The organism is Roseivirga spongicola, from assembly GCF_034376045.1.
GTDB classification, from domain to species: domain Bacteria; phylum Bacteroidota; class Bacteroidia; order Cytophagales; family Cyclobacteriaceae; genus Roseivirga; species Roseivirga spongicola.
Map to the genome: position 1 here is coordinate 3590136 of NZ_CP139724.1, position 20395 is coordinate 3610530.

Consider the following 20395-nt stretch of genomic DNA (forward strand, 5'->3'; position numbering starts at 1 on the left):
TTAAATTATCTCCCACTCCTTAGGCACATTGTATACCAACTCTCCTTTTCTGATCTCCAGTGGAGAATCAAAATTATTGGAGTAAAGCTGACCTGTTCCTAGGCCTTGCGGCAACAGGTTTTCATACTCAGCAGTGAACTGGGCGATAGCATTTAAACCAATATTAGATTCGAGCATGGAGGTCATCCACCAGCCTATATTTCTTTCTTCAGCAAGAGTAATCCACTCTCGACAGGATTTGATTCCACCCACCAAAGATGGCTTCAGAATAATGTATTGAGGTTTGATTTTATCGAGTAGCTCATTCTTTTTTTGAAGTGAATGAATTCCAATCAGCTCTTCATCTAGCGCAATAGGTAACAACTCTTCCTCGCAGAGCTTTGCCATAAGATCTCCTTGACCTGGCATAATGGGTTGTTCTATAGAATGAATTTCTAAGGAAGCTAAATCCGTCAATCTTGAACGAACATTAGATTCATCAAAAGCTCCATTGGCATCTACTCGTAAAGTAATTTCATTGGCAGAGTAATGCTTTCTTATGGATTCAAGCAGTTTAAACTCGGTATCAAAGTCAATGGCACCAATCTTCATTTTGATGGTATTGAAACCGGCTTTTAATTTGGCCTCAATCTGTTCTTGCATGAAGGCTTCATCACCCATCCAGATTAGGCCATTAATAGGAAGACGCCTTTTGCCTTGAGCAAACGGATTATCGAATATCTTAAACTGTCCACCTTTTAAATAATCGAGCAGAACAGTTTCTAAGCCGAACCTAATTGAAGGGAAATCAGCAGGAATCACTTCTGAGGCAAATTCAAGAATATCTACTTGATTGTCTGGTATTTCCATTCCTTCAACTTGACTAAAAAATGAAGTCAATTTTGACTGGAAATCAGGCGAATAATCTTCTGATAGTCCTTTTAACGGTCCTGCTTCGCCCCAAGCTACTTGATCTGGTTTTGATGGATCATAGGCCTTAATCAACCAAGTTTCTTTCTCGGTGAAAGAACCACGAGAAGTACCTGCTGTGAAAGTGAATTTCAAGACATAAGGAATGACCTCAAACTTTAGCCTCATTTGCCTAAAAGTCTTTTAACATACTTCCCAATGATATCGAATTCTAAGTTTACTGAATCTCCTTCTTTAAGCGTATGAAATACTGTGTGGTCGTAGGTATAAGGAATAATAGCTACTCTGAACTTTCCTTCTTCAGAATTGAAACAAGTCAAGCTGGTGCCATTAACGCATATCGAACCTTTTTCAACAGTTACATTGCCTAATGAGGGGTCATATTCAAAGTCGTAAAGCCAGCTTCCATCCTCTTCTTGGATACTCGTTACTGTACCAATCTGATCCACATGGCCTTGTACAACATGACCGTCAAATCGGCCATTAGCCACCATACAACGCTCTATATTCACTTTACCACCAACATTCCAGTTTCCCAGGCTTGTCTTTTGTAACGTTTCATCAATCGCAGTAACTCGGTGTACATTTTCATTTACAGCAACCACTGTAAGGCACACCCCATTATGAGCCACACTTTGGTCTATCTTTAGCTCATTGCTGATGTTACTTTCAATATTGAAGTGATAATTGCTTCCTTCTTGCTCAATGGAACTGATGGTTCCTACCGTTTCTATTATCCCTGTAAACATATGGCAAGTTTACGCATTAATCGGGAAAGCCTGAGCCTCAAGCACAAACGAAAAGCATCAATTTTTTATCGGATTGTCTGCAAATTTTCAGATAAATTCGAAGCTTCAATGCAAGACAGTTACAGACATAAAGGAATGAGAAGGCAGCTCGTGCGAGTTGTTAGAGAGAAGGGAATTAGAGATGAAAGAGTATTAGCTGCTATTGGCAAAATACCGCGCCACTTCTTCTTTGAGAATGCATTTTTGGAGCATGCTTATGAAGACAAAGCCTTCCCTATAGGTTCGGGTCAGACCATTTCTCAACCTTATACCGTAGCTTTCCAAACTGAACTACTAGAGTTAAAGCCTGGAGACAAAGTTTTCGAAATTGGAACTGGCTCTGGATATCAATCCATTGTACTGCTAGAATTAGGTGCCGAGGTTTATACCATTGAGTATCAGAAAGATTTGTACGACAAAACCAGTTGGTTTTTGCCAGAAATGGGATATAAACCAAACTTCTTTTATGGAGATGGTTCGCAGGGAATGCCACGCTTTGCTCCTTATGATAAAATTATAGTGACAGCAGGGGCTCCCACTGTACCCGATGCACTCATTGACCAACTAAAGGTTGGTGGTATCTTGGTGATTCCTGTAGGTGATGCCAAAACTCAACAAATGCTGCGCATTACTAAAACCGCCAAAAACCGTGTAAGGACCGAAACCTTTACTGATTTCAAGTTTGTCCCTCTCATGGGCGAAGACGGTTGGGGGAAGTAAATCGGTTCATTAGAAAACGGAAAACAGTAATCAGAGTTGGTCGGCAATTGGAATTTGACGCTTGTCATTTGTGCTCTCCTTTTCAGTATTTTATTCTAAAATATCTAACGAATACATCATACAACTAAAAATTCATTGACTACTTTTGCAGTGAACAAAATATACTATGGCAAAGAAAGCAAAGAAGTCGAGTGAATCTTTAGTTATAATGACCGAATTGGTGCTTCCTAACGACACCAATACGTTAAACAATTTAATGGGTGGTAAACTCATGCATTGGATGGATATAGCCGCTGGTGTATCCGCTCAAAAACACTCCAATAGAATTGTTGTTACTGCCTCTGCCGATAATATTTCGTTCCAAAGACCGATTCAATTAGGCGATGTAGTTACTCTTCGCGCTAAAGTGGTTCGTTCATTTAGTAGCTCAATGGAGGTATATATTGAGGTATTTGCCGAGAACATACCTTCAGGAACCAAATTCCGTAGCCACAGTGCCTTCTTTACTTTCGTGGCTGTAGACCAAGGTGGTAAGCCGATAGACGTTCCAGAGCTAATTCCTGAGACGGATGAAGAGAAAGAATTATTCGATGGCGCACTAAGAAGAAGACAACTTCGCCTTGTTTTGGCTAAAAGAATGAAGCCAGAAGAGGCTACAGAATTGAAAAGTATTTTCGTAGATCAAAATATCGCAAAAGCTGAATAATCCTTTTGCAGATTTCGCTTCTCAACGAATTAGTCAGGGAACTTAAATAATCAGGCCTTTTTTGTTGGTAACAACACCCACAAAGGCCTATTTTTGATCTATGTCCGATCGCGCTTTTCTTTCTGAGTTTATCACCGAGCCCCTTTACCTTATTAAAGAAGAATTACCGGCTTCAAACGAGTATAAAGAAGAAGCCGTTGAACAAGAGCCAGCTGTTGTGAAAGAACCAGAGGTCAAGGTGGAGCTAAAGCCTATATTCACTTCTGGTGATAACTTAAAAGGCTGTATCATTTTGGTAGACTGGCAAAATGGTGAAGTGAGTGCTGAGAAAGAATTACTATTGAAAATTCTTGGTTCAGTAAAACGGACAGAGACAGACGTACTCATTGCTCATACTCATGACAGCTCATCAGAACAAATGGAGGCACTTTTAGCGGAGCAAAATCACAAGCATGTGTTAGATTTTGGAACTAGTAAGATACCAAATCTTCAGCCTGCTGACTTTTACAAGATTACTGCTAACGGCCCTAAAAAATCATTAAAAGCTCATCCTCTCTCTGAAATAGCTACCGATACAGAGAAGAAGAAAATGCTTTGGAATGCCTTAAAAGAGATGTTTTTGTAAACTTCTTTCAACCATAAATCTGCTTTAGTTCAACTCAACCTATTTGATTTGTTGTAAAAACACAACTCATTATTTTCGCTCCATGATTAAGGGACTCAAATCTATCAGTTTAGTGGTTTTTATTTGCTTCAGTGCCTGTTTTGGCAGTGACCAAAAGAACTTCACTCCTACTACCTACGACTTAGATGAGGCTTACGATTACTTAGTAGACGTTGGCTTTATGACGGACGCTCCTAAAGGAGAAAGAGGTTATAACCCTTCAGCCATATTTGAGGAGTCTGCAGAAGATGTGCTCGGTCTTATCATGGCTATATTCCCAAATAAGGAGCCTGCTTTAGTATACTACTTAGAAGTGGCTGGAGCCAATCTCAAAAATGCATCTGAAAGAGACCTCTTCATCGACAATTGGGTAGATAAGGTGCCTTGGTTTGCTACTGATCTAGTTACTGCACTCAACTACATTCACAGAAACCCTGACAATGTGATTGTAAATAATGCCTTAGACAACATAATAAAGAGATTAGACACTGAAGAAACAGAGAAACTATTAGTTCAGCAGAGTTTTATTAGAGAGAACATGGGCCCTGATGGTACTGGTAACGGGGAATACACCATCATGGAAGAGTATATTGAACATTGGCCTATAAAGCACATCAATCAGTGTGCACAAAATATACGAGCTGGCAACTCAGATTCAAACCTGACTGAAGTTGCTGAGACATTAGAAAGAATCAGTAAGGAAAAAGAGGACACGAAATAAACCACTATGGGCTGAAAGCACCATAGTTTTAGAAGCAACTAAAAGTCGCTTTGAATGGCCGACTTAGAAAATGTACGATTTACGTCAATCAAACCCCGAGCATTATCGGGGCGTACATCGTAAATTCCAGGATGCTTTTGAGAAGCTAAAGCGAAATGCACTAAAGTGCATAGTTTTAACTCCTTTTATGACCAATAAAAAGGCTGTCTCAATTGCTAGCTTTCATTCTCGACCCAGCTCTAAAAATCTAGTGGGAATGACGAGAACAATAGCTTTTGAAACAGCCTCTATTGAATGTATCAGCGCCTTACACGACTATATAGATTTCAAGTCTCTGTCAGTTACATCCAAAGCCAGGTTCACTTCCTGAACGGTTGCTGGAGCATCTAATTTGAATAAACCAGAATGCCCTCTTTCAAGCCTGCTAGCTCTTACTGCCGCCTTGATGGCAAAGAATACACTAGAAGCCAGTACCAAAGGAGGCTCCCCTACTTCTTTACTAGACATCAATTCATTAGGGTTTTCAGGAACCTCTGAAGAGTTATTTCTAGGATACAAATAGGTATTCATTTCCAAAGGAATAGAAGTAACAGCTGGTGGCTTGTACCTCCAGGTATTCAGCGTATTCAGGCGGCCTACTTCTTCACCATCAGGTTGAAAAACTAGCTTTTCGGTGGTTACATAACCAACCCCTTGAACAAAAGCACCTTCTACCTGACCAATATCAATGGCAGGGTTTAGACTCCAGCCCATATCAAATACAATGTCTGATTTGAGAATTTTAACTTCTCCTGTGAGAACATCTACCTCTACTTCTGAACATGCAGCTGAGAATGTCCAACCAACGAATGAGTCGACAACACCAGCAGTGCTTTGCACAGGGGCCAATTCAATACCCGGTATTTCCTTTTGTTGATCTATTGGCTTGAATGTCATGGCAGGAACAGGCGTTGTTCCGCCAGGAATTGGTGCGGTAAATGCAGCGATCAAGTCAATGCGGTATTGGTAGGCCAACCCTACGAGATTCTGCCAGATTAACCTTGGGTGCTTATCGACATTCGGACGGATAACGTTTGCTGACCACCCTTCTTTTCCATAGTTCCAATAGTCAATACCTTGAGCCTTACACCAGTCTTCTCCGTTTTCTTTGAGCAACTTCTGACCAAATTCCATTAGCCTTTGCCTCATTTTCTCGCAGGCCTGCTTTACAGCTTCACCATTATAGGCCGTTCCTGTGGAACCTCCTGTGCTACTCGGGTTAGGGATTACCTTAGTTGACGGTTTATGAATTTGAATGAGTTCCATAGGCACATTCAAGATATAAGAGGCTATTTGCTCCACTTTGGTCATCATTCCCTGTCCCATATCTACACCACCCTGATTGATGGAAATACTCCCATCACCAGAATATATAGAAACAATAGCAGCGGCCTGCTCAAGCATCACTAGGTTATAACCAGAACCATACTTCACAGGAATGGCATAAATACCTCGCTTCTTCCACTTATTATTTTTATTGAACTCTTCAACTTTCTTAACTCGGGCTCTATAATCGCTCTTCTCCTCAATGTATTTCCATACATCGCGCATGTAGCAATAAGAAAGGGCTTGACCGAATGGTGTCACATCCCCTCTTTGATACATATTTTTGAGTCGAAGGTCATAGGGATCCATACCAACACTAAATGCGGCATCATCTACTGCATTTTCTAAAATCAACTTGCCCTGTATATCGCCAAAGGCACGCATAGCAGTATTAGGCGCCTTATTAGTTCGACACACATCTAATTGAGATTCAAAATTTTTGATCAGATAAGCATTATCCAGTCGCAACTGAATACAATTACTTACTACAAATGAACAGTCGTAAAAGGCACCACCATCGCCCCAAAGCTTAACCAATAGACCTCTAATAATCCCCTTATCTTCTTCTCTTATATCTCCCTGATCTACAGCTATTTGATATTGACCATAATAACCATGTCTTTTACCAATCATAGCGGTGTCATGCTCTCGCTTCAGGGCCATTCTAATCGGAATATTTAGGGCTTTAGCAGCAACCGCAACTGGACCAATCACAAACTTGGCTTGCTCGGTTTTTCCTCCATAACCACCTCCCAATTGACGAACATCAATATTGACTTTGTTATGTTCTGCCGCTAAAGAAATGGCAGCAGTTTGGTGCATTTCCATTGGACTTTGAGAAGAAGGGTGAATCAGAATTTGATTGTCATCTTCAGGAATTGCTACACAAGATTGTGTTTCCATGTAGAAATGAATCTGCTCACCTGACACCTGAGTATTTTCAATAACCAGACAGTTGTTGCCGTCCACCTTGGTCTTCCGCTTCACAGGCTTTTTATCCAACGGCTTTTTATTCTCATTAGTCCAATAGAGTTCCGTGCCAGGCCTTGTAATCTTCCATATATGCGTAACAAATGGAGAAGATTTTGGACAGTCTGGGAAGATACTCTCCTTTTCAATGGCCTCATCTATGCTCATAATTGGCTTTTCCCACCCCTTCTGCCAGTTAATGGGCTTGTACGCTAAACAATTGGAAGAGGCGAATTCTGCAATTTCGATGGCTAATTGTTCGCTCTCGGCTATAACCATGGCAATTGCTTGGCCTGGATAGAGTATTTGATCTACAGCAAAAATGGGTTGGTCAGCGCCCATACCTTGAAGATTTACGCCACCTGGAGGAATATCCTCATGATTGATTAATGCATAAAACCCTTCGAATTTATCTTCTAGATAATCTGCTAATTGGTCTCTATCAATTTGAGCTTTGGTTTCTGGATTAATGAAATGATAGAGAGCCAGCGTTCTTTGGCTTTGAATAAAAGCACCATTCTGACCAATTGGTGGCAATTCAATCTCATGTGTATAATGCACCTCTCCCATAGCCTGATGAAAAGCCATAAGCTTAATGTATGGTTGAGATACTGGAGCTTTAAAGTCTTGAATGGTATAGTGTTGAGTTCCTTTGCTAACACCCCAATTACCCCAATCAATTTTTGCAGCAGAGCTAATGTTCTCAGGAATCTCTTTCGGTTTCTTTTCAACAATCGCCCTAACAATGGCCTTGTAGATATAAGACATAGCAAGCTTTACGCGATATTCATCGGTAAAACCTTCCGATGGTAAGCCATTAGACCTTCCTTTTTCCTCCCAATAAGCCAGCTCTTTTATGACTTCTCTCCTAACAATGCCTAAAAGTCTAGGAAGGAGGTCTAGGGATAGCTTCTTTCCTTTTAGCCATCTCTCGGAATTTCTTGCATGCCAAGTGATAGGAGCAATACCACCAAAAACGATGGAAGCTTCATCGACCTTTAAGTCTTTACCAAGCTCCAGTCGAATTGTTGAGTTGACAATGGAATGTGAGTTTACTTCTCTTATAGAAACTTTCTGAGATAATACTACCTCTTCTCCTTTGCCTTGAGGAATGAAATATCTGAGAATGATAATATCATCTGCTAATGAAGGTGTTCTTCTTAGCTTTCTCACTAGTTCATCAACATGATCTTCAGTGGTTCTTCCGGTAGATACCTTGAGATAAGTAATTGTAGCATCATTACCATCTAAGGCTGTAAATAGGTCAGAAGGAAAAGGCTCTCCTTGCATCAAATGTTTAAGAACCAACATGGTATTTCCCGCCACTGAAGCAGCATTTCGCACAATCATTCCTGCCGTTCTATGAACCATGTACAAACTAGCTCCTAATCTGCTAGTAGGTTCTGGATTCAAATTCTCCAGAAAATCGAAGAGTTCGGAATAAGTTGTGGTCGCTCCAAACGAAATTCCATCCTTAGTCTGTTTAATTCCCTTTAACTCTTCAATCAACTTAATATCTACCATCAATTTGACTTGAGGGTATTCATCGGCATAAATACCGAATGATGTATTTCCGAAGACTATTCTGGTAGTTTCACCAGGATTCTTCCTCATGATTCTTTTGAGTTCATCAAGCGTTCTAGGCGTCACCCAATCACATTGACTCTCTAAAATTTTAGTGTCCGGAAGTGGTGCTTTAGCAGCCTCAGGAAATGGGATCTTTACTTGATCATGCACCAAAACCTGATCGCACTTGTCTTCTGTCAAGCACTTCATTCTTTCTTTTTCGTCCTCTTCCGTCCAGTCTGAAGCAAAGGTTTTCATTCCCGTAAGAATTGCCCGATAGCCAGTACACCTACAGATGTTACCATCGAAAGCTTCTTCTATTTGCTGCTTGGTTGGTGATGGATTTTGGGCAAGGAAAGCAGACATATTCATTACAAAACCTACCGTACAGTATCCACACTGAGATCCGTTATTGATGGCCAGCCTATGTGCCACTGGGTTCATTCCTTCATGAATTTCATGCAGATTTTCATCTCCTACCAGCACATGTTCTAGACCTTTTGCATCACGGATTTTTTCAAGGCTGCTCCTTACCAGTGACTTCTTTTTCTCCTGATGTTCCAGCAAGTTACTCTTAGATTCATTCCAATGATCTGTTGGCTGAATTGCCCCAGGAGCCACTCCTCTCGAAGCAGGCAGAGTAAAGGTAAGGTGTTTGTTTTCAGGCCTTTTTGTTCCTCCTGTACCTTCAACAGTGGTAATGGAAAGTCCTCCTAATGAGCAAACTGGTCTCAAACACGAGTTGATGGACTTATGCTCTACTTCCTTCTTTTCTTTGTTCCAAGAAGACATGATAACCGTACAGGCACCACAACCACCTTGGCCGCAGCCTTTTTTGGCTCCTGTGAGCCCTATTTCTGGAGATCTTAAAAAGTCGATCAGAAGTAGTTTTGGAGAAGGGTCCTCTAGAACTACTTGCTGACCATTTAGAAAAAACGATACTTGATTTGACATGTGCCTATTTAGTTAAGTGTTCTTTATTTCTATGAATGAAGTGTTTGCTGTAGCTTTCTTGTAAGTGTTCCAAGTGGTGTTTATCTCCACTATCATTTGAATCACCAGTAAGTTTATTCACCATTTTCCCCATTACTCTATGAAGGTCATTTTCATGATCTACATCTATTTTGGTATCCCATTTTTGAGGAGTTACTTCGGGAAATGAAGTTCTAGGACTGGCTTCAGTTAACACGGCCGAAAAACTCGGAGCAGCTTCATCTCTTGCGGTCAGGTGACCTTCAAGTTTGAAACACTCCTGAACTGTCTTGATTATTGAGGTATGATCAAAAGGCACATAGCCCTTAGGCCTGGCAATTAAACCTTGGGTAATGTATGGATTGATGACAATACAAGGAACCCGTACACCAAAACGATTGAACAGAAATCCTTCTTGTCCCGGCTGATTGTTGGGGTCAGGATTCTTGGCTTCTCCCGGAGGAGGGACATGATCATAACATCCACCATGTTCATCATAAGTAATTATGAAAAGTGTGTTTTCGAACGATTTGGAAGTTTTTACTGCATTGTACAAGTCAGCCATAAGCTGCTCACCAGGACGTATATCGGCTGGAGGATGTTGATCATTTTGATCTTCTCCTCCATAACAAGGCTCTAGAAACGAATAGCTCGGTAAGGTTCCATCAGCGCATTTCTGTTTAAAATCATCTATTGTACCAAAGTTGTCATCGTACTTAGGATCGTGCAATTGTGTCATGCAGAGACGGGTAAGTGAGAAATGATCATCTTTGGTTTCGCCTGGCTTGTCTTTTTGCTTTTTATAATAGCTTGTAGGCATCATATTACTACTGAACACCCCCCAACTCAAGTCATTCCTTCCTCCATCTATGGCATCTTGAATTTGATTGTAAATGGTTTTAGAATCGGTAAATGAATTAGGTGAGTTGTTCACATTTCCGCCCGAAGTGGCTGCATGAACGAAAGACCTATTCGGCAACGTCTGACTGGGGATTGAACAATGATAATGATCGCAAACCGCAAAGTTCTTAGCCAAAGAAGAGAGTACTGGTGTCTGCTCAGGAGTAAAGCACTTCATGATGTCCCTTGGGTTGCTAGGCGAATCACCAAAACTATAGGCTCCGTAGAGCATAGCATTCTGATAGTTCTGAACAAAGCCCATATTAATAGGCTGAGGAGGATAAAGTGCGCCAACATTGTATTCACTGAATAGCTGATGATTGGTATCTTTAAAGCCTTCTCCAGGATCAGGGTCAGGAAAACAATAGTCTACCGGAACGCTTTCAGTTTTTCCATATTTACTCTTTTTGACTCCATTTTTTTGAATAGGTACCTTTTCAACAAAGGGCATTCCATTACTATCAATATTGTCTAATGGGTTCCAAAGATCATCATTCAAACCCTCAAAATATTGACTGTTTGGTGGTTTTTCTTCATCGTACAACCAGCCAAGCAGGTTGTCAAAAGAGCGATTCTCAAGCATCAGAACAACGATATGTTTGATTTTCTTCTGAAGCTTTTCAGTTTGTGGCGGTAAGTACTGGCTCATGACTTACTTATTTAAAGTTTCGTCAACAGATGCTTTCAACTCACCATTCCTATGCATTTCTAGCGGGCTTCTCTCATATTCCTTATACCAATAGCCTTCAACATTATCATTTTTCCATTCAGTGAAATAGCCTAATGCCAATGAAACCTGTAATGAAAAGTCGCAAGATGTAGTGCCCTCTGAATAAGGGGTTCCACAGCGAATATTGGTGAAGTATTTTTTGAAGGCAGCAGCTTCAGTATTAGTGAGCTTAACCAAAACACTGTCTTTACTGCCAGGTTTAACTGGTTTTTTAATTCCTTCGAAAGCTTCTGCCGGTACTAGTGCTGCGGCCTGAGGATACTCAGCCGTAGAATGACATGACATACAAGAGGCATTATTCAAGTCTACGGGGCCATCTAATCTTCCACCCCAACCTAGATGCTGTGGGGGTAACTCTTCCTTATTCGGATTAATCTTGGTTTCCTTAAGGTTAGGATTAATTATAGTTTCAGTAGGCGGGTAAGGATTAATAAAATTGGTGGTATCCTGCTCGTCATTTCCGAACTGAATTCCCACTGGAACTAGGTTCTGAGCCCTCATTGAGCCAGTTTTACCATTGTTCAGCTTTCCATTGTAGCAGAAAGTACCGAATACCCAACCAGTACCATATTTATCGGCTCTTGGGTCACGGATCATCACATCCATTTGAATCAGGTGCATGTCCTTTACAACTCGTCCTGTATCCTGACCATCGTTCCAAGTTGGTGTAACATAAGCTTTTCTTGTCATAGGATTTACCAAGTAATCCACTTCAGTTTCATCGGCATCAGTGTAGAGAAGCTTGTAGATGACGGTGCCTACTGGAAAGCCTTTAGGATTCTGGGTAGCATAAGCATCTGGGTTGTCAGCATCTTTCCACATTTGCCCTAGCGTATAACCAGCAAACTCATTGTAATAGCCCAAAGCATAAGTTTGATGCGGGTTCTTTTGCTCTGGTGTTAATTGGTACGGAGAAATCTGAGCTTCTTTGGCCAGTCCGTTGAAACCTTCAGAACCTTGTGGACCCCAATGCATCCATGGCATGTGATACCATTCTCTGACCTCACTCTCTTGAGCCACAAAGTCTACATCTATCATGCCTTCGAAACAGTAGTCTCTCACAGCATTAATGTATTCCATCCATCGGTCATCATCATCGAATGGGATGTTGAAGAAGTCAGGGATTTTAGATTCATCGGGCATTTCTAGAGGATAATCTTGTTTGAGTTGAAATACCTTTTCTCCAGGGTAATTTGCAACGAACTCGGCCGGGCTAATCATTCTTCCGAAATCAGGAAAGTTGTTATTAACCGTTTTCGCCTCATAGCCCTTATGCTTACGCTCAGGTTCCGAATGCTTGCAGGATTGAATTACCAGAAATGTTAGACCAATAAGAATGCAGAGCTGCACTCTCTTGAGTGTATTGTGTGTGTTCATGTTACTTGTAGTTAAGGTTTAAAACTTAGGTAATATAGGATTATTTCATAAATTTTAAAACCATCCTTAAAAGCAATTCGATTAACCTTTCAAATAACAGAGTACATTCAACAACCTGTTTTTCAGCACTATAAACAGAAAAGAACACTCTTCTCCATTGCGCAAAAAGCAAGTATTTACACTTGGTTTATCAGGTGAAAATCAGTGATTATTTCTGGCAGCATTTTCAAGCTGTTTTGTCACAGAGAAAGGCTTTCCATTCACAAATCCTTCTACGCAAATCAACATTGGAGCAACATCGTCAGAACTATAAAACTGAATGGTAGCCGAACCATTTTCGTCTGTTTCAACCGAAGGTTTCCAGTAAAGTGTAGACCTAAACTGTGGCGTAATCTTGTTCGGACGAATTTTAGCAAATGGTAAGCCTCTACTAATGCCAGTAAAGAGCTTATTTTCATCTATTGGTTCTCTTGTTGTTCCCGACTTAGTTTCAACTAGCACAATCCCATTTTTGGCCATGTCTCCAAACCTAGAAAGTTTTTTAGGGTACTTGATAACCGAAATTCGTTTAAGCGTTTTTGGATCGAGAGACAGAAAGAAGTTGGTGTTCTTTGTTGCTATTCCGTCAATGATATATAGTGGATCTGCAGTAGCTATGTTTGGTTCTAAAAACCTTACCCTAACCACAGGTTTTCCCTTAAATTTTCCCACTCTCAAAGGGCGAACCACCTCATTAATGAACTCAGAAAACGTGGGAAATAAATAGAAGTCTTCGACATTAAATGTTTCGTCTGCCTCAAGAATAGGAACCTTAGGCGCTCTACTTTTCTGAGAGTCTGCCAAGGAATCTAAATTGGCAGAATCAGAGAAAAACTGAAACGAGTCGTTTATTCTTTGTCTTTTGCTAGCAAAAATCCCGTAAGCATCTTTTCTACTCGACTCCTTGGCTTTAGGTGGCGTTAAAAACCTAGGCAACGGCTCGGCAATCCAGTCAATATTAATATTTAGAAGCTCTTCACCTGTTGGTGTTTCTGCCATCACAAACAGTTCTTCTTCGCCAAATACATCAAACAAGTTTAAAGCAAACATACCTTGCTCTAATACATCCACTTCATAGCGCATTAAGTCGTTCTGTAAGTAAAACATCAGGGTAGAATGCAAAGGCAAGGGATTATCTAATGAATCTTTTGCCACCCCTATTTTTTGTAGTAACGATGAAAAGCCATACTGAGGCTTTCTACCATCAAACTCAAGAATGTCATCCCAATTAGCTGTTTTGGGCTTCAGAATGAGCATTTGATCTACCACATTATCGTTTGTCTTAAGCTTGTGGTACCCTTCATTAATGATTCTCTGACTTAACACTATTTTCTCCTCGAAAGAAAGAGTTTCATTCTCTAAAACTGATTGATTGATAATCCGCACCGATAATTCTGACGAAACAGATGGAGCAGTTTCTATATTAAGCTTCAGGTCTTGAACAGTTGAATTGATACCAGTAGTATTTATCGATATTCCCAAATCTTCTACAGAAGGAAGAAAGAATTCGCGATATGAAATGAGCTCTCCACTATCACTAAGCAAGGAAATATGATAGAGCCCCGAGGTGAGTTTTTCACGAGATATGCTCTTCCCTACTTTCAGCTGGTCGACAGGAAGAGCCTCAGCATAAACTACTTTTCCTTTTGAGGTGATAATGAAATAAAGATTATCCAAATCAGGATCAGGTTTTCCAGATACCAATATTTTAACGGCTTCATCTTTAGACTCCCCATTTACCAAGCTTACACTGTATCCATTCTCCTGAACCATTGGAAGATCTACAACTGTATCTCCCGCGTTTATAGAATACCTTTTGGCCTTGTCACTTCTAAAGGTGAATTTCCCCAAGCCATTCATGTCCGTTTTAACAGAGTCAATACGGCTTAATCGATTATTTAAGTAAACCCAAGAATCGGCTTTATTGAATCTAATCACAACATCGGAGACCACTCCATCTACCAAATTGCCACCTTCAATTCCGTACTCTATTTTGTCATTCAAATAATCTAATTCAGCTTCTCCTACTATGCTTAGCTGAGCTTGAAACATAGAAGAAACCCCAAAATTTCTCATCCAATTAGTGAAGGCCGTAAAATTGTAAAAGCCGGGTTTCAAATCTGATGGAAGAATGATCTGATTGCTTGCTACTCCCTTTTCTGTTTTAATCAGTGTGTGTGCACTTACTGAGCCATAAGCATCGATCAAGTTAATCTCAACTATTTGAGGACTGCTCCAAAGACTCAGGTCTTCCCCTAAAAGGTAGGCTTTGAAGAATACCGTATCTCCAGGAACATACTTGCCTTGGTTGAAAGTGAAATACAGTTGTTGGGTAGGCCTTTCTTGTTTATATGTTTCATAAGTCTTTAAGAAGGAATTCAACTGGCTTTGAGCTTTAACAGAACAAAAGCACAAAACAAACCAGCCAAGAAGAGTCAACTTTCTCAATTCCATGATTCTGGCTGGACTGTGGTTGAATGATCAAAAAAGACTGTGCAAGATTCTGGAATGGTTTCCGTAGGGGTTAGCTGATAAGGTATATCTGATTTTTGAATAAACCGTGTCTTTTTACTGGTAGCAGTAGCCCAGAATAAACCAAGCACACGGTCATCGGAATTTACTGGAAAAACATTACCAATTAATTCACCAGATGGTGGCTGAAAAATATTTGAGGCCTCGGTTTTTTGAATTCTGATCAATTTGAAGAACTCAAAAGCAGTTTGAGTCATGCTCATTTGCTCTACTTCAACCAGGTACTTATCGTAGAATGTTATATTATTGATGGCCACTTCTCCCACTTTTACATTATTGAACTGTTTATCAGCAATCAATAGATCGTCTGAAAGCTGAGGCGCCTTTTCATATTGGGTTACAAAACACTCACAACAAGTACAATCTCGCTCTTGAACTAGTATATAACCCGAACCACTTGGATGACCAGCTATTCGGAAGCCACTACAATCTCTAGGTATTGGTCTCGGTAAATCTGACCATGGTAAGACTTCTACTTTTAATTCTGGGTTAGTAACAATTCTATAGGTACCCTTAAACCTCCATCGAACATAATTACCAAAGCCTGGCCCAGCATCTGAATCTATATAAACATTAAATACATCTTTGCGGGCATTGACAAAATTTTGTTCTTCTGTTCTAGCTTCAAATTCATAGCGAATCTCTTCAACATTCCCTACTGGCTTCATCAAATCTGGCTCAGACTCGTAAATCGTTCCATCTTCTAATTCAATCCTTATATGGTAAGATTTACCAACTTGTCCTTGAATAGCTCCACCAGTTTTGTAAACACCAGGACTTACTTCTTGGAAGTCTTCTATGTTGTTTTCATCATCGTATAATCTAACGGTAGCATTTTCTACTGGGGGCTGTTTCAAACTATCTGCTGAAAGCGGAATGGCCCTAGAGATAGTTACAGTATACTCCTCGTCTTGATCGCTGATATAGCCTTCTACAATAACTAATGATTCTGCAGGTGGTACATCAAATTCTATGGGTTGAACACACCCAAATATCATCAAGAGACAGCAAAAGAAAGTTGGTGAATATTTAAATTGATGTGCTTTCAATTGAGTTTCAGGTTATAGCTCACAGATGGTAAAATAGTACCTACAATAGATAATTGATAGGGTTCAGGAACACCAGCTCTAGACGTTCTGAAAAAGATGGTGTATGGGTTCTTTCGAGCGTAAGCATTATATATTGAGAACACCCATGTACCTTTCCACTTCTTTCTTTTATTATGATTTCCTTCTACAACCAAGGCGAGGTCTAGTCTGTGATAGTCGGGAATTCTGTATTGATTTCTGCCAGAAAAATAGGCTACCGAATTATTATCATATCCAAATACGGCCAAGGGAATAGTTACAGGCCTGCCTGTATGATAAGTGAAATTTCCTGTAAAAAAATGCCTTTTAGACATCGCTAGCTTCCAACCTAAATTGACAATATGAGGCTGATCGTAACTGGATGGATAGCGTTCTCCTTTATTGATGGATTCACTTGTAGAGGCCCCTGCAATTGTTCTGAAACTTCTGGAATAAGTGTAGCTCAAACTGCCTGTAAGCTTTCCCTGATTCTTAAAAACTGAGGTTTCAACTCCATAAGCTTCTCCTTTACCTTGAAGTAGCTCTGTTTCTAAATGATTATTCAGAATAAGACGTGCACCATCTTTAAAGTCTATCTGGTTTTCTATAAACTTATAAAACACCTCTGTAGACAAACCATAGGCTTTATCTCTAAAGTCCTTAAACAGACCTGCAGAAATTTGGTCTGCGCGCTGCGGACGAAAGTAATAACCACTTGGCTGCCATATATCTACAGGAGTAACAGCAGCAGTATTGGTTACTAAATGAAGAAACTGGTAAATTCTATTGTACCCAATCTTTAAAGATGCTTCGGAAGCAAACTCCCAATTAACTGAAAGCCTTGGCTCTAGACCAAAGTAAGCCTTAATTAACTTTCCACCCTTATAACTTAGGGTGTCTGTAATGGTAGACACTTGCTTTACCTCCCCTAGTTCATAAGTGAAAACTTCAGCAGGGCCAAAAGAAAAGAACATAGGCACCCTCAGTCCTCCTTCAAGTCTTAGCTTATCATTCAACTCCCATTCATCGTTGAGGTAGAAAGCACTTTCTATTGAATACTGATTATCCATGGTAATATTTGCAGCATTAGAATTACCAGAAGTTGGCTCTAGCTTACCTGGCTGAAATCGATAATGGGTCAATTGCCATCCAAAATCTAACTTGTGTTCAGCTTTGTCTAAATGAAAAGCAGATTGAAACGAAGTGAGGTTTATTTGGTACGAAAGACGTGAGGCTTGTCTAGGGTCTTCATTATCTACGTTGTAACCATACACTGTATGACCGAGCGTAAAATCAGAACCTAATTGCGGGGTAAATTGGTGATCTAGTCTTACGCTGACTTGCAAGTTATGCCATCTGTAGGTGGTATCACCTTCTAACGAAAAAGCATCTTTACTGGAATATCCTGTAAAAGATAGTTTGGTATCATCAGAAACCAAATGAGTCAATTTCAAAGTGGCATCGTAAAAGTTGACTTTGCTATCACTTAAATCGGCATAGTCTGTTCTTATAGCATTTACCAACCAATTAGAATAGGTAGACCTGAGTGATGCCGCCATTGCGGTTTTTCCTTCTTTAAGGGGCCCATCAACCATGGCTTTACTGGTTATCATACCAATACCAATGTTTGCATTCCAGCGATTCAAATCTCCGTCTTTAGACTTAATATCTAACACCGAAGATGCCCTACCTCCATAATTGGCCGGTATTCCTCCTTTATAAAAAGACACATCATTAACTGCCTCTGGGATAAAAGTGGTAAGAAACCCAAAAACATGAGAACTATTGAACACGGGCATGCCGTCATAAAGAATGAGGTTCTGATCTACACTCCCACCCCTCACATTAAACCCTGTAGCGGCTTCCCCTACCGTAGTTACACCTGGTAGTGTTTGAACCTGTTTCACTAGATCAACTTCACCCAAAAAAGCAGGGGCTAGCTTAATATCTCTAACATTTAAATAGGTTCTGCCAATTTTACTTTTTGTAAGGTCTTGGGTTCTTTCTCCCTGCACAACAACTTCATCTAACTGCGTAGATTCTTTTTCTAGCTCCACATAGATTTTTCCGTTATCGAAAGCATGAAGATCTACCACCTTTTCTGTGTAATCCAAGAAGTTGAAGCGTAACACATAACTTCCAGCAAGTAGTTTTAAGCTAAATTTTCCCTGATCATTTGAGGCTGTCGACATTAAAGAGTCGTTCACCGATACCGTTGCAAAAGGCAGCTCCTCTCCGGTAGTCCAATCAATTATTTCTCCTTCTATCAAAACCTCCTGATTCGAAGAGCTTCCTGGTTCGCCAAATTCATATGTTTCAACCTTCTTCCCTTGCATTAATGCCGAAATCAGTGCTTCTCTTCTCTGAATATCTTTTGTGGGGTCTTTAATTAGAACAAGTACTTTTGGGTACATCAACACTGCATCAAGTTCAGTGTTCTCAAAGAGCTCTTCCAGCATGAAGCCAAGGCTTTTACTCGAATAACTCTTATTGATCTGAATACCATCAATCCATCGAGGGAGAAAAAAAATACTGGCTTGTTCTTCATCGGCTATTTCAGAAAGTACCTCAAGCAATTGCCTTCCTTGCTCAGATCCATTCATCATATGGTCTAGTATATTCTGAGCCATGAGGGTATTGCCAATAAGGCATAGCCACAATATCGGTATCCAGCGCGTTCTCATACAATTGTTTGTAAGTTAGAAGAATTAGACTCCCAAAAAAGATATAGTTGCCAGATGGCTAAAAGACTTTATTTCATTTGGCATAAATGTAGAAGGTCAGAAAATGATTTTTGATTAAGTCATTTATCCTTAATTTATCGACAGATCAGTACTACGTGTGTTCAAGAATCACTGATGTTAACACGCGTTTACTGATTCAGCAAGGTATATCCAAGCTAAACGATTGTATGAAACGAGCGCGCTGGCTCACATTTTTGAAACTATGGACAAACCAAACAAAAGTTCTCGCAGAAACTTTATCAAAACCCTCGGTCTGGGTACTGCGGCTTTCACCATTGTTCCCCGCCATGTTCTAGGCAAAGGCTTTAGAGCTCCATCAGACACCTTCTATTTAGGTGGAATTGGTGTAGGAGGAAAAGGCTATTCTGACTTGACAGAATCTGCAAAAAGCTCTGCAGTGAAAGTAATAGCACTTTGCGATGTTGATGATAGAAGAGCTGTTAATGCCAGAAAAACATTTGCGGAAGCCAACTACTACAAAGACTATCGAGAAATGCTGGAAAAGGAATCTGGACTAGATGGAGTTACAATTTCATCACCAGATCACATGCATGCTATTCAAACGATGGCTGCCATGGAAAGAGGCTTACATGTATATGTTCAAAAGCCATTAACCCACGATATAGCCGAGGCAAGACAGCTGACCGAAGCCGCTCACAAATACAAGGTGGTGACCCAAATGGGGAATCAAGGAGCATCTGGAGACGGTGTAAGAAAGATGCAAGAGTGGTATCAGGCCGGACTAATTGGTGAGGCCGAAGAAGTGTGGTGCTGGACAGACAGACCCGTATGGCCGCAAGGCATAGCCTGGCCTGCCGATAGAAAAGCACAGGTACCAAAAGAGCTCGATTGGGACCTTTGGCTGGGAACAGCACCTAAAAAAGACTATATAGACAATTTAGTGCCATTTAACTGGCGTGGCTGGTGGGATTATGGTACAGGCGCCTTAGGCGACATGGCTTGCCATATTATTGAACCTGCTTTTAAAACACTCAAGCTAGGTTACCCTACTGGTGTAGAGGCATCTGTTGGTTCTGTTTATGTTGGTGAATTCAGAAGAGGTTATTTTCCTGAAAGCTGCCCTCCTTCTAGCCATATCACCCTAGACTTCCCTGCAAGAGGCGAAGAGCCTACTTTAAAACTGCATTGGATGGATGGCGGAATTCAGCCGCCAAGACCAGAAGAACTAGGTGCCAACGAGCAAATGGGTGATGGTGGCAATGGAGTAATCATCAAAGGAACCCGAGGCACCATGATGTGTGGTACTTACGGAATAAACCCTCGCTTGGTACCATTAGAGCTGAACGAATCCATCAATGTAAAAGAGACAATCCCTAGAGTACCAGAAGGCCATTACGTACAGTGGGTAAATGCTGCTATGGCCGGGTATAAGCAAAAAGAATGTAGCTCAGATTTCGATATTGCTGGACCTCTAACTGAAAGTATTTTGATGGGCAATCTAGCCTTAAGAAGTTTCGATATTCAGAAAAAAGATGGCAATAGAACTACTTATCCAGGACGCTACATCAAGCTACTTTGGGATGGTCCTAACATGAAGATCACCAATTTCGATGAGGCTAATCAATTCGTGAAGAGAGAATATAGAACTGGTTGGTAATCAAATCA

The 20395-nt window shown here is 40.5% G+C and carries 13 protein-coding genes; 5 read left to right on the forward strand and 8 right to left on the reverse strand.

Annotated elements, in window-relative coordinates:
- Together T7867_RS16080 and T7867_RS16085 are read right to left on the reverse strand one after the other, a co-directional pair.
- The gene (locus T7867_RS16080) at positions 1-1077 is read right to left on the reverse strand and encodes an o-succinylbenzoate synthase (protein ID WP_068222067.1); all 1077 of its coding nucleotides are present in this window, start codon (positions 1075-1077) and stop codon (positions 1-3) included.
- Positions 1074-1658, reverse strand: coding sequence for a riboflavin synthase (locus T7867_RS16085; protein ID WP_068222064.1), 585 nt, complete (start codon positions 1656-1658; stop codon positions 1074-1076). The genes T7867_RS16080 and T7867_RS16085 overlap by 4 nt, the downstream gene beginning before the upstream one ends.
- Positions 1659-1766: 108 nt before the next feature.
- On the opposite strand from T7867_RS16085, the gene T7867_RS16090 reads away from it, so the two are divergent.
- The 4 genes from T7867_RS16090 (at position 1767) to T7867_RS16105 (ending at position 4508) form a co-directional block, all read left to right on the forward strand.
- The gene (locus tag T7867_RS16090) at positions 1767-2417 is read left to right on the forward strand and encodes a protein-L-isoaspartate(D-aspartate) O-methyltransferase (RefSeq protein WP_068222061.1); all 651 of its coding nucleotides are present in this window, start codon (positions 1767-1769) and stop codon (positions 2415-2417) included.
- A 166-nt stretch (positions 2418-2583) separates the two neighbouring features.
- On the forward strand, positions 2584-3123 hold the full coding sequence (locus T7867_RS16095; RefSeq protein ID WP_068222057.1) for an acyl-CoA thioesterase: 540 nt from the start codon (positions 2584-2586) through the stop codon (positions 3121-3123).
- 100 nt (positions 3124-3223) lie between these two features.
- Positions 3224-3748 (forward strand): hypothetical protein, encoded by a 525-nt coding sequence (locus T7867_RS16100; protein WP_068222055.1) that lies wholly within the window; start codon positions 3224-3226, stop codon positions 3746-3748.
- Between the two features lie 82 nt (positions 3749-3830).
- On the forward strand, positions 3831-4508 hold the full coding sequence (locus tag T7867_RS16105) for a hypothetical protein (RefSeq protein ID WP_068222053.1): 678 nt from the start codon (positions 3831-3833) through the stop codon (positions 4506-4508).
- A gap of 315 nt (positions 4509-4823) precedes the next feature.
- Here the strand turns inward: T7867_RS16105 and T7867_RS16110 are convergent, their stop codons facing one another.
- The 6 genes from T7867_RS16110 to T7867_RS16135 all read right to left on the reverse strand — a co-directional run bounded on the left by T7867_RS16110 (position 4824) and on the right by T7867_RS16135 (position 18655).
- Entirely contained in the window at positions 4824-9362 is a 4539-nt protein-coding gene (locus tag T7867_RS16110) for a molybdopterin cofactor-binding domain-containing protein (protein ID WP_068222051.1), read from the reverse strand.
- Between the two features lie 4 nt (positions 9363-9366).
- The gene (locus tag T7867_RS16115) at positions 9367-10929 is read right to left on the reverse strand and encodes an alkaline phosphatase family protein (protein ID WP_273275847.1); all 1563 of its coding nucleotides are present in this window, start codon (positions 10927-10929) and stop codon (positions 9367-9369) included.
- Positions 10930-10932: 3 nt separating this feature from the next.
- A complete protein-coding gene (locus T7867_RS16120) occupies positions 10933-12387 on the reverse strand; it encodes a hypothetical protein (RefSeq protein ID WP_273275849.1) in 1455 nt (484 codons plus the stop codon).
- Positions 12388-12588: 201 nt separating this feature from the next.
- Complete coding sequence (locus T7867_RS16125) at positions 12589-14880, reverse strand: hypothetical protein (RefSeq protein WP_273275851.1); 2292 nt, start codon at positions 14878-14880, stop codon at positions 12589-12591.
- A complete protein-coding gene (locus T7867_RS16130) occupies positions 14871-15956 on the reverse strand; it encodes a DUF4249 domain-containing protein (RefSeq protein ID WP_068222034.1) in 1086 nt (361 codons plus the stop codon). Before T7867_RS16130 ends, T7867_RS16125 begins: the two co-directional genes overlap by 10 nt.
- A 47-nt stretch (positions 15957-16003) precedes the next feature.
- Positions 16004-18655 carry a TonB-dependent receptor gene (locus T7867_RS16135; protein WP_068222033.1) on the reverse strand — a complete coding sequence of 884 codons (2652 nt, stop codon included), beginning with the start codon at positions 18653-18655 and terminating at the stop codon, positions 16004-16006.
- 316 nt (positions 18656-18971) lie between these two features.
- On the opposite strand from T7867_RS16135, the gene T7867_RS16140 reads away from it, so the two are divergent.
- Positions 18972-20387, forward strand: coding sequence for a Gfo/Idh/MocA family protein (locus T7867_RS16140; RefSeq protein WP_068222031.1), 1416 nt, complete (start codon positions 18972-18974; stop codon positions 20385-20387).
- Positions 20388-20395 lie beyond the last annotated feature (8 nt).